Genomic DNA, 14,584 nt, shown 5'->3' with positions numbered 1-14,584 from the left:
GACAGGAAGACAGACGCGCGCAGTCTGTCTGTTATTCCGCGAGTGCGGGTGACTTGATCGCGAATCCCGGCGACAACAGCGTGCGGGGTTCTCGCCGCGCAGCTATTTGATGGCGCCGGGCACCAGCGATTGCCAGCGCGTGCTGCGTGATTTGACCGGGACTGACATCGATTTTCCGGTTGCGCTGCTACCGGCAGATTCAGATTCGGAGGCCTCGTCGGCTTCATCGGAAACCTTGAGGCGAGCGCTTCCCGATGCCGTGCCGGAATAACGGACATCCGTATTGTTGTCCGCAGCATCACGATCCTCGGAATGCAAGGATCGCGCTGAAGCACAATCTCCCCTGGCGCCAGAGCCATAGGCGCCGCTATCCATCGAGATCTCGCCGGCCTGCGCGGTGAACGCCAAGGGCAGTGAGGCCAGAATGAAAGTGATGAAGCGCGTTCTCATGACAAGTCTCCGGATTGCTGCACGGGACTGCTGCTACGCTGGGACTTGGAATACTCCCATGATCCCGGCATCGACGCCAGCAGCCGTGCTTGCCGGCAGGCTGCCGGAAGATTCATGCACAATAGTGCACTGAATCCTCAGCAGTAATCATGCCAGAGGTCAAACCATTTTTGTTTCAATGACTTGCGGAAATTCAGGGCTCCAGCAGCATGTCCAGTGGACAGCAGCGGACAGTCGCGGACAGTGTCCCGTCCGGTCGCGGTCAGCCCGCCCAGGGCCGGAAGTTCGGTGACGCCAGGACGGCATCCCCAAGGTTGGCAGGCTCGTGGTGGTTCCATGAACGAAAAGGGGATTTCTCGGCCCGGCCGGACAAAGCCCGGATTGGAAACCCGCACAGCCCGGCTCGCGATGTGTCCATGCGCTGCAGCGCAGCGCGACCTGTTGCCGCCAGCCTCGTTAGACTGCTGCGTCCAGTCATCGTCAGCGCTCTGCACAGAATGTCGAAAATCCATGGGGACACCGATGGGCCTGCGGTCAAACGTGCCCTGATCGCGGGCATGGGCCGGGTCATCTCGGAGCGTGACCTGCTCAATCGGATCAATGTCTTTCCGGTTCCCGATGGCGATACCGGCAGCAATCTCGGATTCACTCTGAGCAGCGTGCGCGACGCCCTGCGCGACATGCCCCGAGCCAGCGCGGGGGCGGTCTTCGAGCGCATGGCCAGTGAAGCGATCGACGCGGCGAGAGGCAATTCCGGCGCGATACTTGCGCAATTCCTGCAGGGACTCGGCGAATCGCTGGCCGGGCACAGGCGCCTTGCGCTGAGCCAGCTGGCGAGCGCCGCGGCATTCAGTTCCGAGCAGGCGCGCCAGGCGATCGCCGAGCCGCGCGAAGGCACCATGCTGTCGGTGATCTCCGCCTTTTCGACGTCTCTGCGCGAAGCCTGCGATCACGGCGTCGAGGACCTTCGCCAGGCGTTTGCGCAGGCGCTCTTCGCCAGTCGGGAGGCGCTTGCGAATACGCCAAACCAGCTCGCGGTCTTGCGCAAGGCCGGTGTCGTGGACGCCGGAGCTCAGGGATTCCTGCATCTGCTCGAGGGCATCAACGAGTTCATCGTCCATGGCAAGTCTGTGGCAAGCGAGGTCGATCGGCCAGGTTCCGGGGAGGCCGGTGTCGTGGTTGCTGCCGACGCGCATGCCGAATCGGCCGAGCGCTGGTGTACCGAGTGCGTGCTGTCTGCCAGCGATATCGATCGCGCCGCGGTCCGATCAGCGCTGGACACACTCGGCGGCTCAAGCCTGGTCATGGCGGGCACCCGCGAAAAACTGCGTGTGCACATGCATGTCAACGAACCGACGCTGCTGTTTGAAGTGCTCTCGGAATTCGGCGAGGTGCGTGCACGCAAGGCCGATGACATGCACGCACAGCAACGTACGGCTCACACGCTTGGCAAGTCGGTCGTGGTCATCGACTCGGCTGCGGACTTGCCGGCGGAAGCACTTGAATCCTTGCCAATTCAGGTGGTGCCGGTGCGCATCACTGTCGGGGCCGAGGACTATCTGGACAAGGTGTCGCTGTCTCCCGACGCGTTCTACGATCTGCTGCGCACGAGCGAGCACGTGGTCCGGACCTCGCAGCCACCCGCTGGAGATTTCCGCCGTCTGTTCGGATTCCTGCTCAGCCATCATGAGGAGGTTCTTTACCTTGGCGTTTCGCGCGCCGTTTCGGGCACCTTGCAGGCGGGCGAATCGGCTGCCGCCGGCTATGGCCCGCGCGTGCACGTCGTCGACTCCGCCAATGTTTCCGGCGGGCACGGCCTGCTCGCCCTGTATGCGGCCGAACGCGCGCTTGCCGGCGTGGCCGCCCGGGTCATTGCGCTCGAACTCGAGACGTTGCGCGAGCAAACCGCGACGTTTGCATTCCTGACCGACTTGAGTTCGGCCGTCCGCGGCGGCCGTGTGCCGGCATGGGCCCTGCCGATTACACGCTGGCTCGGGCTGGTGCCGATCGTGCGCATCGGCGGCGGCGACGGAAAGTTGCATGTCACGGGCGTCACGTTGCACGGCAAACGCCTGGCCGAGCGATTCGTGCGCCGGGTCTTGAGCAAGACGGATCGCAACCGTCGTTGGCGCGCCCAGGTCATGCATTGCGACAACCCCGAGCAGGGCCGACGCGTGCGCGATGCCCTGCTCGAACAATTGCCCGGAGTGGAGTGTGCGCCTCTGCTGGATGCAGGGAGCGCGATCGGAGCGCATGCCGGCCCCGGCGCCATAGCGCTTTCCCTGATGCCCAAGGATGCGGGTTGATGAGAGCATGCAGGCACATCCGGCGGCAGTGATGGCCGGAATCGTTTCCTGGAGTCCGGATATGCTGCTACTTGCAGTCAAGATTGCGATTGCCTACCTGCTTGGCTCCTTGTCCGGAAGTCTTCTGGTGGGTCGCTTGCGTGGCCTGGATATACGCCAGCATGGCAGCGGCAATGCCGGCGGAACCAACGCATTGCGCGTTGCCGGCTGGAGGTTTGCCCTGGCAGTGGTTGTCATTGATGTCGGCAAGGGTGCGCTGGCGGCCTTGCTCGGTTACTGGCAGCCGGGACACGCGGAGTTGCCGACTACCGGCCTGCATGGCGCAGTCGCCCTGTGCGGATTTGCTGCGGTGCTCGGTCATTGCTGGCCGGTGTTCTTCGGTTTTCGCGGAGGCAAGGGTGCCGGCACGGCGGTCGGCGTGATCCTGGTCGTGGCACCCCTGATCGCGGCGATGCTGTTCGTGGTCTGGCTTGGCGTCATTGGCGTGACGCGCTACGTCGGCCTTGCCACAGTCAGCGCGGCGCTGGCTTTTCCCTGCCTTGTTGTTGGCGGGGATCTGCTCGAGTATTCCCGATCGTCTGCGCTGCTGCCGTTTGCGGTGGGCATTGCCGTACTGCTCGTTTACACGCATCGCAGCAATCTGGGGCGCCTGCTGCGCCACGAAGAACCAAAGCTGGGTCAGCGCAAGGACCGCTCGTGAGCATCGAGGCGAAACAGCTTCTGGCCCTGTTGCAAGTGGACAAGACAATCTCGGGCAGTGTCCTGGCGGCTCGGTTCGGAGTGACTCGTGCGGCCATCTGGAAGCAGATCGAGAGCCTGCGCTCGCACGGCGCTCCAATCGGAGTCCAGACAGGCAAGGGCTATGCGTTGCAATCCCGTGTTGAGCAGCTCGATGCGCGGCTGATCGCAGCCGGTCTTCCGGCCGAGCTTGCGCTCGACGCAGCTGACATCGATGTCTGCTGGCAGATCGACTCGACCAGCAGCGAGTTGGCCCGGCGCGTCTCAGCGGAATGCGCGTCGCCGAGAGTGTGTTTCGCCGAGATTCAGACCGGTGGGCGCGGCCGACGCGGCCGCAGCTGGTATTCGCCGCTCGGGGGAGGGTTGGCGTTTTCCATTCTATGGAAGTTTGAAAGAAGCATGTCGACGCTGGCCGGGCTGAGCCTGGTGGTCGGGATAGGCGTAGTGCGGGCGCTGCGCGACTTCGGCTACGTCGATGCAGGTCTGAAGTGGCCGAATGATGTGCAGATTCGTCGCCGAAAACTGGCAGGTATCCTGGTCGAACTGGGCGGCGATGCATTGGGGCCCTGCCATGCGATTGCCGGTATCGGTATCAATGTGCGCCTTGGCGAACCGGCTCAAGAATTCATCGATCAAGCCTGGATCGATCTGGCCTCGGCGCGACGTGAGTCCGTTCCGGAACGGAACGCGCTGGCCGGACGACTGCTCGCTCGCGTTCTGGAAGCCGTTGAACAGTTCAGGAATACGACATTTTCCTCGTTCAAGAAGGAGTTTGCGCAGTACGATGTGCTGCGCGGACACTCTGTCCGCGTGTCGACTGCTCGGGGATTTCGAGAAGGCGTGGCTGTCGGGGTCGATGATTCCGGAGCCTTGCGCGTCAGCACGACAAACGGGGAGCTCGTTGTGGACAGCGGTGAGGTGAGCATTCGAATCCGGTCGGAAGTCCAGCCATGAATCTGCTGGTGGATTTCGGCAACACGCGCCTGAAATGGGCCATCTGGACCGGTGGAAAACGTTCAATGGGCGGTGTATTCGCACATGCCGATACCTCGCTGGAGACGGCGCTCAGCGCGAACTGGAGCGCCCTGCAGCGTCCGCAGGAAATCCTCGTGGCCAGCGTGGTCAAGCCCGAGCGGGAGCAGGAATTGGCCACACTGGTCGAAAGTCTGTTCAACCAGGAGGCCAGTTTCGTGCGTAGTCCGCGGGCAGCGCTCGGCGTCACCAATGCTTATCGTTCGGACCCCGCTCGACTGGGCGTAGACCGGTTCCTTGCCCTCGCCGCCTTGCATGCGGACAAGCCGCGCGCACAAATCCTGATCAGCTGCGGAACGGCGTTGACCCTCGACGCGTTAGCCGCGGACGGAAACCATCTCGGAGGACTGATTGCGCCGTCGCCCATGCTGATGCGCCAGTCGCTCGGTCGTGCCACTGCCCAGGTTGGCGAGAGTCAGGGAACCCTTGTCGACATCGCAAGCAACACGATAGATGCAGCCTGGTCCGGTTGCCTGCTGGCGGCAGTGGCGCTTGTAGAGCGCTTTCGCGAGACGGTTTCCAGGCGCCTCGACACCGATGTGGCGATGGTCGGCGACGGCGGCGGCCTCGATGAATGGCTGCCCCTTATGCCGGATGTGGAGCGTGGACGGGATCTGGTATTGCGGGGTCTGGCGCTCTGGGCAGCGGAAGAATCCAGCTAGCCGGCTGCGGAAGCGCTGCTGCAGCGACACGATGCGGTGTCAGAATGGACCTCCAGAGGATCAATGGCGCCCTGTAGACTGCGCTGCTTCGGCCCGTTGCGTCTTGCCGCGAACTTGCATGAACGAGCACAACTGCCTGCCAGGCAGACGATTCAACGTAGGTGTTGGGGCTAGAATCGTGCTCCAGACCTTCCATTCCGCCAATTTCATCGAGATCGGATGTTCCCCAGAGTTCTTTTCCTGCTCCTGCTTGCGCTGAACATTGGCGGTGCTTGCTGGATCGCGTTTGCTCCGCAACCCGCAGCCAGTCCGTTTGCACCAAGCGACCCGGGCGTCCCCGCACTGGTGCTGCTTTCCGAGCGCGATGCAGCCGGGGGTCAGCCCGCGGCAACAGCAGTAGCAACCGGTCCGACAACGGCCAGCGGCACCGACGTGTGCGTGTCCATCGGCCCCTTCCAGACGCAGTCGGACATGCGCGCCACGCTCGGTGCCATGACGCCTGTGGTCAAGCGCATCCAGTACCGGGATGAGCGCGCGACGCAATCCCGGGGCTACTGGGTCTTTCTCGAAGCGATGAAATCGCGAGAGGAAGCCCTTGGAGTCGCACGGACCCTGTCTGCCAAGGGCGTGCGCGACTATTACGTAGTGACCGCGGGTGAGCAGCTCAATACGATTTCTCTGGGCCTGTTTCGCGAGCAGGCCAATGCGGAGCGGCGCAAGGCTGATATCGAGGCCATGGGATTCGCCCCACAACTCATCCAGCGTACGGAGGAACTGCCGGTCTACTGGATCGATTTCGCCCGATCCGCCGACAAGCCCGTCAACTGGCGTGTCCTGGCGGTCAATGCCACCGGTCTTGAAGAGCGCGCGATCGACTGTTTTTGATCAGCATCGAAAAGTCGGCCTAAACCATCCGGTCCTGCGCATTGGTATTTGCCGGGTTGTCCTCTAGAATGCGCACCCCCAACGCCGGCATAGCTCAGTTGGTAGAGCAACCGCCTTGTAAGCGGTAGGTCCCCAGTTCGAATCCGGGTGCCGGCACCATACAGGGGTTTCGAGAGATCCCTCACAATCCCGAAGACCCGCCGAAACCCGCTGAGAATGCGGGTTTTTTGTTGCGTGCTGTCCCGAGTAGTCCCGTTGCATCCAGTCTGATGTGGGGCCATCATCGGGGGAATGTGGGCGATATGGCCCCACGTCAGAGCGAGATGGCCCCATGCCGCTGACCGTGACAGCGATACGCAACGCAAAGCCGCGCGCGAAGCCCTACAAGCTCACCGACGGTGCCGGTCTGTATCTGGAGATCATGCCGAACGGATCGCGCTATTGGCGCTGGCGTTACCGCTACGCTGGCAAGGACACACGGCTGGCCTTCGGCGTCTTTCCCGAAGTCACCCTTGCCGAAGCACGCGAACGCAAGGATGACGCGCGCCGCGCCCTTCGCGACGGAATAGACCCGGCCACGCAACGCAGAGCAGCCCGGCACAAGCGATTGCTGTCGGCAGAAACGACGTTCGAAGGGGTCGCGCGCCAATGGCTGGCGAGCCAGAAGCGGAAGATGGCACCGATCACGCACAAGAAGGCAGAGCGGACCTTGGAACTGTTTGCCTTCCCTTGGCTGGGTCCACGTCCCATGACTGAAATAGACCCGCCCGAGTTGCTGGCGGTCCTGAAGCGCATTGAATCGCGCGGAGCAAACGAAACCGCGCATCGCTTGAAAGCCAGAGTGGGGCAGATATTCCGGTATGCCATCGCGCACGGCATGGCCACGCGCGACCCCTCTGCAGACCTTCGCGGAGCACTGGCCCCGATTGTGTCGAAGTCTCACGCAGCAATTACTGATCCCGCAAAAGTCGGAGACTTGCTGCGTGCGTTGGACGCCTACGCCGGACACTTCCCGACATGCTGCGCCCTGCGACTGGCTCCACTGGTATTCGCGCGACCGGGCGAATTGCGTCGCGCCGAATGGTCGGAATTCGACCTGGACGCTGGCGAGTGGCGAATACCTGCGGACAAGATGAAGATGCGCGAAGCTCATGTCGTCCCGCTGTCAACGCAGGCAATGGCGATACTCCGCGACCTGCACCCACTGACGGGACGAGGGCGCTACCTGTTTCCCGGCATCCGCACGGCAGGCGAGCCCATGAGCAACAATACGATCAACGCCGCGCTGCGACGCATGGGATTCGACCGCGATACGATGACGGGGCACGGATTTCGCGCCATGGCATCGACACGTCTGAACGAATTGGGATGGAATCCCGACGTGATCGAACGCCAGCTAGCCCACGCCGAACGCAACAAGGTGCGAGCAGCCTACAACCGAGCCCAGTACATGGCAGAGCGTCGAAGCATGATGCAGGCATGGGCAGATTACTTGGACTCATTGCGTGTGGGCGGCAACGTAGCGGCTATTCGGCGCAAGCGAGTGTAATAGTCGTTCGGCATTCGTTGCCCTTCCATTCAAGGCAATCACGGTCAAAGTGAGGATTGGAAGTGCAAGCGAAATCAAAGCAGTTGAAGACCCGTGGCGTAGCAATCGAGGACTTGCTTATCGAGGGAGCAAAAATGCGCAATGTTCGCAGTGCGGAGTGGCTGATGAGTCGCGTGATTGCGGCGCTTAGATCTGGCGCGGAGATTTCTCAGCCGGTCCGAGAATTTCTCGCGGGCGCGCTCGAACTCGCAATAGCCAGCCCAAATTGTGCGGGTGCGGCTCTGGGACTCGTTCCACCAAAGGCGCGTCCCGGATCCAACATGGGCGGACGAGCCGTCAAGATAGGCCTCTTTCTGGAGGCGAGAAGGAAAGAGGGGCTGCCGCTGAAATCTAGCCGATCGGATGGTGCGTTCGCGTTGGCTGCATCGAAATTCAATATGTCTGAATCAGGGATTGAACGCGCGTGGGCGAGATACCGTGAAATGAAGAAGCCGATTGATGAAGCAATTGAAGCGATGGAAAAGCAGGGTTACTTCAAATAGTCGCGCCACTTTTTGAGGTCGAAAAGCCCGATCCGCCCGATCAGAATGGACCCACTGAGCCCAAATCATCGCAGGGCATCTTGTGAGGTCGCATGAAAAACCGCAGGGAATCCGAATCAGGTTTGCCGCTGGTACTCCTGAAGCTGCCAGAAGTTCGCTTTCGTACAAGTCTTTCCGGCTCGGAAATCTATCGGCGCATAGCTGCCGACCCGCCATCTTTTCCGGTGCCAGTCAAGCTTGGGCAGCGAGCTAGCGCATGGCTGGAGCATGAGGTAACGGAATGGTGCGAAGCCAGGATTGCGGCGCGCGACGCCCATAAGGGCGGATTGCGTGGAAATTCGTCCATTCTCGCGACTCCTGACTGGGAGAGCAGCAGAATGCGCGCCACCACCCGAAAGACCGAGGAGAGAAACGCGGGGGACGGCGAATAGTCGCGCACGCGAAAGCACGTCAATGACCAGAAAAAAGGACAAGGGCCAATGGAAGGAGCTCGATGGAGGCGCCTCGTTTGCGATCCCCCTGACGCTCATTCGTCACCTGAACTTCCGACGTCTGAGCCCGCATTCAAACAAGCTCGTTCTGGACCTGGGAACACAATACACGGGCTTCAACAATGGCTATCTGTGCTGTTCGTGGTCTCTGATGAAGGACATGGGCTGGAATTCCTCGAACACGCTCAGAGCCGCAATGCTGGAGCTAGAGCACTATCGAATCATTGTCCGTACACAACAGGGCGGACTGAACAAGCCGAACCTGTTCGCCTTCACCTTTCGCAAGATCGACGAGAAGCGAGGGCATGACCTGGAAATCCGGCCCACCCTCACTCCGTCGAACGCTTGGAAACGCGACGGAATCCCTGATTTTCAGCTGCCGGAACCGAAACGCAGAAGACGAAGCCAAACAAGGCTTGAAGCCATGGCAGCATAAAAAAATGCCAGTGCACTCACTGCACAATGCCGATGCAGTCACTGACCTAGCAACGGTCGCGCTAGTGCAGTCACTGCATAAGCAACCCACGACTGCATCATTCAGTGCACAAGTCAGAGGGGTTTTCTGCGGGTCCCTTGTGCAGTCACTGCATACCTTAAAAGAGTTACCACCGCATGGGCGCATTTCGGGTTCTGCTTCGGGCCAATGTTTCGAGCCGATGCCACAAAGATGGGCGGCGCAATTCCACCTGAAAAGCACGAGTTAGCCTAATGATTTCGTTTTCCGTGGAATCTCGATCATGAGCCGTGGCGGTTTTCGATGGGGTGCCGGACGACCCGCCTCCCACGCAAAGACATCGCACTATTTGCGCTTGGACGTTCGCGACTTGCACCGCCGTGGACTCCTAAATGCAGGCGCCTCGTTTTCCTGGACGTGGAGCCGGGACGGCGAGCACGCGGGCACCATTGGCATACGGGTCCCAGACAGCTACTCCGTCCATCTCGACTACAACCGCAACGGAGATCCCAGACACGTTGTACTGGACCTTTGGAAGTCCCTCTGCCACTTCGGCGGAACGCGTGAATGGTTTACTTGCCCACGCTGCCGGCGTCGCGTCGCAATCGTCTATCTCGCAAACGTTCCCGGCTGCCGCAAGTGTCTGCGCCTGAAGTATCAGTCCCAGTCCAACGACTTTCTGGACAGGAGCTGGGGTCGGACGCATAAGATCCTACGCAAGCTGGGGCAAGATATTGACGAGTTTCCGAAACGAAGCAAGGGAATGCGGAGCGCCACATATGAGCGCCTATTCGACGCCTGGTGCCGAGAGGAGCAATTCCGCGACGAGGCCCTGTCAGCGTTCATGGCGAGGTACCACAATCTGTTCCTCTGACCCAACTGTGGCGAGTACAAGGCCAGAAGCCGACCCTCTGTTTAATCGAGCCGGATGAATCTAAGCCCGCATGGCAGCGCGGGACCCGGCTGGCTGAAAGTTTCAGGTTACATCTGGTCTAATGTAGCGCCATACCGGCGGCGCCGCGGTCAAGAGGAGTGTGGAGTGTCGAAGTACGACGATCTGAGCAAGGAGCAATTGATCCGCCTGCTGACCCGCCGCGATACCGAGCGTCAACTTGGCCTGGTGTGGGAAAGGGATGACATCGACCCAGACGCCGCGATCAACGACGACTACGTTGCGTTAGAACTCGACCCGTCACTCAGCCACGGCGATGCACCTTGGCACAACCTGATCATCGAAGGCGACAACTACGATGCCCTGCGTGCCCTGCGCATGAGCCACGCGGGCGCCATCCGCTGCATCTATATCGACCCGCCGTACAACACCGGCAATCGCGATTTCGTCTACAACGATCGCTTCATCGACAAGAGCCACCGATTCCGCCATTCGCTGTGGCTGGAGTTCATGTACAAGCGGCTGCGCTTGGCCAAGGATCTGCTCGCCGACGACGGCGTGATTTTCGTCAGCATTGATGACAACGAATTGTTTCGACTCGGCTTGTTGATGGATGAGGTGTTTGGCGAAGGGAACTTTATTGCCAATGTGATCTGGCAGAAGGTGTATTCACCCAAGAACTCTGCGCAACATTTTTCCGACGACCACGAATACATCGTCGTTTATGCACGCAATCGAGAGGGGTGGCACCCAAATTCGCTGCCACGGAATGCGGCGCAAGACAGCGCGTATAAGAATCCGGACAACGATCCGCGTGGCCATTGGAAAGCAAGCGATATGTCAGCTCGCAACTACTATGGTGATGGCACGTACCCGATTGTGACGCCTTCTGGACGACAGATTGCAGGACCACCATCCGGACGATATTGGGTGGTTTCGGAAAGAAAATTCAAAGAACTCGATGCAGATAATCGTATTTGGTGGGGGAAAAGCGACAACAATATTCCTGCTGTCAAACGCTTCCTGTCCGAAGTAAAGCAAGGCGTCGTTCCACAAACTTTGTGGACCTACGGCGAAGTGGGCCACACCCAAGATGCGAAAAAGCAGCTGCTCGATGTGCTGCGTTTCGAATCCTCTAGCGACGTGTTTTCAACACCCAAGCCAGTGCAACTGATGGAGCGTATCTTGCGCATCGCCAGCAATCCAGGCGATACGATTCTCGATTTCTTCGCCGGCTCGGGTACGCTGGCCCAAGCCGTGGCTAACCTCAACAAAGAAGACGGCGCCGAGCGCCGCTTCATCTTGGTCAGCAGCACCGAGGCCAGTGAGGATCAACCCGACAAGAATCTGTGCCGCGATGTCTGCGCTGAGCGCGTGCGTCGCGTGATGGGCGGTTACACGAATACGAAAGGCGAGGCCGTGGCCGGACTCGGCGGCGATTTTGCCTACTTGCGCGCGCGGCGCATTCCGCCGCATCGCTTGAGCTTGAAACTTGAACACGCCGAGATCTGGACTGCGTTGCAGTTGATCCATGATCGGCCGCTGTCGCCGTGGTCGGGTAAGGGATTTGCTGCCGATGGCGCACTCGCCTATCTGGCTGATTTCCGCGAGGCCCATGTGAACCGCCTGCGCGACTGGCTGGCCGAGATCGATCAGCCCGCAACGATTTATTGCTGGTCGCCAGAACGCGTGCGCGACCTCGCGCCGCAGGCCGACTGGCAACCCATCCCGCAAGCGCTACGCGCACGTTTTGGACGCTGACATGCCGATCAATCTCAAGACATTCCAGGAAGAAGTCTGCACCGGCATCGTCGCCCGCTTCGACAATGTGCGCGCGCTCTACGAAGGCATGCGCCAAATGCCCGAGCGGGTGCTTGATGAGGCGCGCCAGCGCGATGGCGCGATCGTTTTGCAAGCGCCGACAGGTGCCGGCAAAACGATCATTGCGGTGGAGGCGCTGGCTCGCTTCAGCAAAGGTCAGCGCGTGCTGTGGTTCTGGTTTGCGCCGTTTGCTGGACTGGTGGAGCAATCCCGCGCCGTGATTGCCGCACACGCGCCCTCGCTGCGTATGCTCGATCTGGATAGCGACCGCCGCCTTGGCGCGGTGGATGGCGGTGGCGTGTTTGTCACCACTTGGGGCTCGGTTGCCGCACGTAACGCCGACAGCCGGCGTGCGCGTAGCAAGGGCGACGATGGTCAATCACTGGATGCGCTGATCGAGCAGGCGCGCGCCGAAGGTGTTCGCATCGGCTGCGTGGTTGACGAGGCTCATCACGGTTTCCACAAGGCGGCGCAGGCGCGCGCTTTTTTCAGCGAAGTGTTGAAACCGGATTACGCTTTGATGATGACGGCGACCCCGCGCGACCAGGACGCGTTGGCATTCGAGCGCGATACGGGCTACCGCATCGGCGAGCCAGCTGATTGGGCATCCGTGAGCCGTTTCGACGCGGTGGAAGCGCGACTTCTCAAACGCGGCGTCCGCACAGTTCGTTTTGTCGCTCGCGATGACAATGCCAGCCAGTTGATTGATTTCGAACATCTAGCATTGCGTGAATGCACAACGATGCACAGGCGCATCCAGAGCGAACTGAGAACAGCTGGCGTGCACTTGACTCCGCTGATGCTGGTTCAAGTGCCTGATGGCAAACAAGCGCAAAACGACGCACGCGAGTATCTGATCGACGTGCTCAAGTTTTCTGAAAGCGCGGTGCGCGTTCATACCGCCGCCGAGCCGGACCCGGACCTGATCGCCCTAGCGAACGACCCCTCGGTCGAAGTGCTGATATTCAAGATGGCGGTGGCGCTAGGTTTTGATGCACCGCGCGCTTTTACCCTTGCTGCCTTGCGCGGCACGCGAGATGCAGCGTTCGGCGTGCAAGTGATCGGTCGCATTGTGCGCCGTCACGCTTTGCTGCAAGAGCGCGATGACTTGCCGGAGATGCTAAATCAGGGCTACGTATTTCTTGCCAATTCGGAGTCGCAGGAAGGTCTGCTAGACGCGGGTGCACAGATCAACGCGTTGACAACGCGCGCACCGGAAGTCGGCACGCAGACCGTAATTACTGTTATCGGCGATACCGCACAGGTTCAAATTGCACGTAGCGGCGAGCCCCTGTCTTTGCTGGTGACACCTCACGATGTGCAGACTCAGGGCACTGCTTTCTCTGGGCCAGACGATGCGCTCAAAGATGGCAATGGTGGCCTCGCTGGCAGCGAGCGCGAGTTGTGGATTCCGGCGGCGCGCGACCTCTTGCACATGGCTGGAGGGGAGATCGGCAGTCAACCAATAGTTCCGTCCGCGTTCTCACCTGCACTGCTGACCCTGACTCGCGAAACTCTGCATCGCTATCCGCGCCGAGCCGAGAGCCCCGCAGTGTTGCGCGGCGAACGCTTGCCCGCCGCAGCATCGGATTTCGAGGCGCGCCTTGTCGACTTCGTCGACTTTACCGGCGAAGTTTTGAACAGCCGCACGCGTTCGCGCGCATTGGTCAGCCGAGACGAGCGCGATCTGTTCGAGGGCGGTCATGTCGGCGAAGACGGTGCGGATTTGTTTGCCGATCTCGCCCCGGAAGCGGTGGCTGACAGAGCGGAACAGATTCGCCTGAAGCTGAGGGAATCCAACGACCGCGAATTGGCCCATCGGCTGCTTGAGCGCTTTCGCAAGGCGATCGAACAGGCTGGTTCGCAGGCGCCTTCTGACGAAGAGGCACTGATGCAGCAGCTCGATTTGGTACTGGTGCGGCACCCCGACCTGTTGAAGATTGCTTATCGACGAATGCGGCACGATCAGGTCGTCGATGTGGACGCGCCACTGCTATCGGAATTGCAGAGCGATCTGCGGTTGGAGCCCGCACGCCGCGCGCTGTATGGCGTGGTTCCTCAAGGATTGAACGAAGATGAACAAGCTGTAGCTAAGTTGCTCGACGCCAGCCCACTGGTGCGCTGGTGGCACCGCAACCCATCCGACCATCGAAAGCCAGAAGCGATAGGCCTGTATAGGTGGGACGAGGGAGAGGGCTTTTTCCCTGACTTCGTGGTGAGCTTGGCCGAACGAGAAACACCCGGTGGCATTGCCTTGCTTGAAGTGAAAGGCCAGCAATTCTGGGGTAAATCCGAGGAAGTCGAGAAGGCCACGGCCCGCCATACTGACTACGGCCCTGTGTTCATGGTCGGGCGTGAGCGTGGACAATCTACGTTCCACCATCTACGCAAGCTGGGAGACAAGATCAGCTCCGATGGTGCGTTTGCTGTTGAACGACTGCGATATGTGTGATTGATGCGACAGTTAAGACACTTCCGACTGGAGCTATCGGGCGAAAGACGAGTCGACTCGGTTTGTGATACCGCGATAGCCAAGGTTAGGTAGATCGTATCGATAAGCTCGATTTGTCAGCCGGGTCTGCTGTGAGTAGTCCGAACGATCCGCCCGTTACTCGTCATGCTGAAAAATATGAGTATGAACAATGGCTTAGGGAGGTGCCGGAAAGGTGGACTCCTGCGGTAGATAAGGGCAGACTACTCTGTACAACGTGCGAGTGAAGCGATTCGCATCTTGTCGCCGCGCAATGCGGTCAAACATACGA

12 protein-coding genes and 1 tRNA gene are annotated in these 14,584 nt (G+C 60.4%); 12 read left to right on the top strand and 1 reads right to left on the bottom strand.

What is annotated here, in order from left to right; translation table 11 throughout:
* Nucleotides 1-102 precede the first annotated feature (102 nt).
* Entirely contained in the window at nt 103-450 is a 348-nt protein-coding gene (locus R3F00_RS04810) for a hypothetical protein (RefSeq protein ID WP_371280587.1), read from the bottom strand.
* A gap of 497 nt (nt 451-947) precedes the next feature.
* Here R3F00_RS04810 and R3F00_RS04805 point away from each other — a divergent pair, with 497 nt between their 5' ends.
* The 12 genes from R3F00_RS04805 (at nt 948) to R3F00_RS04750 (ending at nt 14,274) form a co-directional block, all read left to right on the top strand.
* Nucleotides 948-2,756, top strand: a complete 1,809-nt coding sequence (locus R3F00_RS04805) for a DegV family protein (protein WP_371280586.1) — start codon at nt 948-950, stop codon at nt 2,754-2,756.
* A gap of 61 nt (nt 2,757-2,817) precedes the next feature.
* Nucleotides 2,818-3,456 carry a glycerol-3-phosphate 1-O-acyltransferase PlsY gene (gene plsY / locus R3F00_RS04800; RefSeq protein WP_371280585.1) on the top strand — a complete coding sequence of 213 codons (639 nt, stop codon included), beginning with the start codon at nt 2,818-2,820 and terminating at the stop codon, nt 3,454-3,456.
* Nucleotides 3,453-4,448, top strand: a complete 996-nt coding sequence (locus tag R3F00_RS04795) for a biotin--[acetyl-CoA-carboxylase] ligase (RefSeq protein WP_371280584.1) — start codon at nt 3,453-3,455, stop codon at nt 4,446-4,448. Before plsY ends, R3F00_RS04795 begins: the two co-directional genes overlap by 4 nt.
* Nucleotides 4,445-5,188 (top strand): type III pantothenate kinase, encoded by a 744-nt coding sequence (locus R3F00_RS04790; RefSeq protein WP_371280583.1) that lies wholly within the window; start codon nt 4,445-4,447, stop codon nt 5,186-5,188. Before R3F00_RS04795 ends, R3F00_RS04790 begins: the two co-directional genes overlap by 4 nt.
* 219 nt (nt 5,189-5,407) lie before the next feature.
* The gene (locus R3F00_RS04785) at nt 5,408-6,073 is read left to right on the top strand and encodes an SPOR domain-containing protein (RefSeq protein ID WP_371280582.1); all 666 of its coding nucleotides are present in this window, start codon (nt 5,408-5,410) and stop codon (nt 6,071-6,073) included.
* 83 nt (nt 6,074-6,156) lie between these two features.
* Nucleotides 6,157-6,232 (top strand) — tRNA-Thr (locus tag R3F00_RS04780).
* Nucleotides 6,233-6,404: 172 nt separating this feature from the next.
* The gene (locus R3F00_RS04775; RefSeq protein WP_371280581.1) at nt 6,405-7,622 is read left to right on the top strand and encodes a tyrosine-type recombinase/integrase; all 1,218 of its coding nucleotides are present in this window, start codon (nt 6,405-6,407) and stop codon (nt 7,620-7,622) included.
* A 62-nt stretch (nt 7,623-7,684) separates the two neighbouring features.
* Nucleotides 7,685-8,164: a hypothetical protein gene (locus tag R3F00_RS04770; RefSeq protein ID WP_371280580.1), complete on the top strand. Its 480-nt coding sequence runs from the start codon at nt 7,685-7,687 to the stop codon at nt 8,162-8,164.
* Between the two features lie 92 nt (nt 8,165-8,256).
* Nucleotides 8,257-8,595 (top strand): helix-turn-helix transcriptional regulator, encoded by a 339-nt coding sequence (locus tag R3F00_RS04765; protein WP_371280579.1) that lies wholly within the window; start codon nt 8,257-8,259, stop codon nt 8,593-8,595.
* 22 nt (nt 8,596-8,617) lie between these two features.
* Nucleotides 8,618-9,091, top strand: coding sequence for a hypothetical protein (locus R3F00_RS04760; RefSeq protein ID WP_371280578.1), 474 nt, complete (start codon nt 8,618-8,620; stop codon nt 9,089-9,091).
* A 1,057-nt stretch (nt 9,092-10,148) separates the two neighbouring features.
* Nucleotides 10,149-11,762 carry a site-specific DNA-methyltransferase gene (locus tag R3F00_RS04755; RefSeq protein WP_371280577.1) on the top strand — a complete coding sequence of 538 codons (1,614 nt, stop codon included), beginning with the start codon at nt 10,149-10,151 and terminating at the stop codon, nt 11,760-11,762.
* Nucleotide 11,763: 1 nt separating this feature from the next.
* Nucleotides 11,764-14,274 carry a DEAD/DEAH box helicase gene (locus R3F00_RS04750; RefSeq protein ID WP_371280575.1) on the top strand — a complete coding sequence of 837 codons (2,511 nt, stop codon included), beginning with the start codon at nt 11,764-11,766 and terminating at the stop codon, nt 14,272-14,274.
* Nucleotides 14,275-14,584: the final 310 nt, after the last annotated feature.

This window comes from Dokdonella sp. (genome assembly GCF_041395345.1).
Taxonomy (GTDB): domain Bacteria; phylum Pseudomonadota; class Gammaproteobacteria; order Xanthomonadales; family Rhodanobacteraceae; genus Dokdonella.
Note: the sequence above shows the minus strand (reverse complement) of the source record. Positions and strands in the feature narration are given on the sequence as shown.

Bases quoted from the DNA above. Each gene is read 5' to 3' on its own strand.
- R3F00_RS04805 (WP_371280586.1), top strand. From the start codon at position 948: ATGTCGAAAATCCATGGGGACACCGATGGGCCTGCGGTCAAACGTGCC.
- R3F00_RS04810 (WP_371280587.1), bottom strand. From the start codon at position 450: ATGAGAACGCGCTTCATCACTTTCATTCTGGCCTCACTGCCCTTGGCG.
- plsY (WP_371280585.1), top strand. From the start codon at position 2,818: ATGCTGCTACTTGCAGTCAAGATTGCGATTGCCTACCTGCTTGGCTCC.
- R3F00_RS04750 (WP_371280575.1), top strand. From the start codon at position 11,764: ATGCCGATCAATCTCAAGACATTCCAGGAAGAAGTCTGCACCGGCATC.
- R3F00_RS04765 (WP_371280579.1), top strand. From the start codon at position 8,257: ATGAAAAACCGCAGGGAATCCGAATCAGGTTTGCCGCTGGTACTCCTG.
- R3F00_RS04775 (WP_371280581.1), top strand. From the start codon at position 6,405: ATGCCGCTGACCGTGACAGCGATACGCAACGCAAAGCCGCGCGCGAAG.
- R3F00_RS04790 (WP_371280583.1), top strand. From the start codon at position 4,445: ATGAATCTGCTGGTGGATTTCGGCAACACGCGCCTGAAATGGGCCATC.
- R3F00_RS04760 (WP_371280578.1), top strand. From the start codon at position 8,618: ATGACCAGAAAAAAGGACAAGGGCCAATGGAAGGAGCTCGATGGAGGC.
- R3F00_RS04785 (WP_371280582.1), top strand. From the start codon at position 5,408: ATGTTCCCCAGAGTTCTTTTCCTGCTCCTGCTTGCGCTGAACATTGGC.